Here is a 914-nt window from a genome sequence, read left to right on the forward strand (position 1 = left end):
CTAGAGCGTGTTTGGGAACGGGTTCGCTCGTTGGGCTGAGTGTGGCTCGTGGTGATCTGTCTCAGGCGCAGTGGCAGGTGTTGGAAGAGGTGTTGCCGCCGGTCAAGGCGACCGGGCGGCCGCCGCGGGATCGCCGCCAGGTGATCAACGGGATCCGCTGGCGGATCCGGACCGGGGCACCGTGGCGCGATATCCCGGAGCGTTATGGCCCGTGGGAGACCTGCTACTGCGTGTTCCGGACCTGGCAGCGCGACGGCAGCTGGGCCGACGTGCTCACCAAGCTGCAGGCCCGCGCCGACGCCAAGGGTCTGATCACCTGGGACGTGTCGGTCGACTCCACCGTCGCCCGGGCGCACCAGCACGCCGCCGGAGCGCGGCAAAGGGGGACCAACAGCGCGAGCCGCCGAGCACAGACCACGACATCGAGCCCAACGATCACGGCCTGGGCCGGTCACGCGGCGGGCTGACCACCAAGCTGCACCTCGCCTGCGAAGCAGGGCAGCGTCCGCTGTCGCTGATCGTCACGGCCGGGCAGGCCGGGGACAGTCCGCAGTTCGAGGCCGTGCTCGAGGCGATCCGCGTTCCGCGGTCGGGTCGTGGGCGGCCGCGGTGCCGCCCGGACCGGGTGTTGGGCGACAAGGCCTACAGCTCGCGGGCCAACCGGGCCTATCTGCGGCGGCGCGGTATCGCTGCGACCATCGCGGAGCCTGCGGATCAGGTCGGTCACCGCAAGCGCCGCGGCTCAGCGGGTGGTCGGCCGCCGGCGTTCTGCCCGGAGACCTACAAGCAGCGCCACGCTGTGGAGTGCGGGATCAACCGGCTCAAGCGCAATCGCGCCGTCGCCACCCGCTTCGACAAACTCGCCGTCCGCTACCTGGCCACCGTCCGGATTGCCGCCCTCGCCGAGTGGCTGC

The 914-nt window shown here is 71.2% G+C and carries 1 protein-coding gene and 1 pseudogene; both read left to right on the plus strand.

The window, feature by feature from the left end; translation table 11 throughout:
* Positions 1–89: 89 nt before the first annotated feature.
* Positions 90–278 (plus strand): annotated as a pseudogene (locus RM445_RS32015) (transposase); the annotation flags it as partial.
* Positions 212–914 (plus strand): IS5 family transposase (locus RM445_RS32020; RefSeq protein ID WP_311560607.1); only part of this gene is annotated, 703 nt, incomplete at its 3' end. The pseudogene RM445_RS32015 and the gene RM445_RS32020, both read left to right, overlap by 67 nt.

This window comes from Pseudonocardia charpentierae (assembly GCF_031845345.1).
GTDB lineage: Bacteria > Actinomycetota > Actinomycetes > Mycobacteriales > Pseudonocardiaceae > Pseudonocardia > Pseudonocardia charpentierae.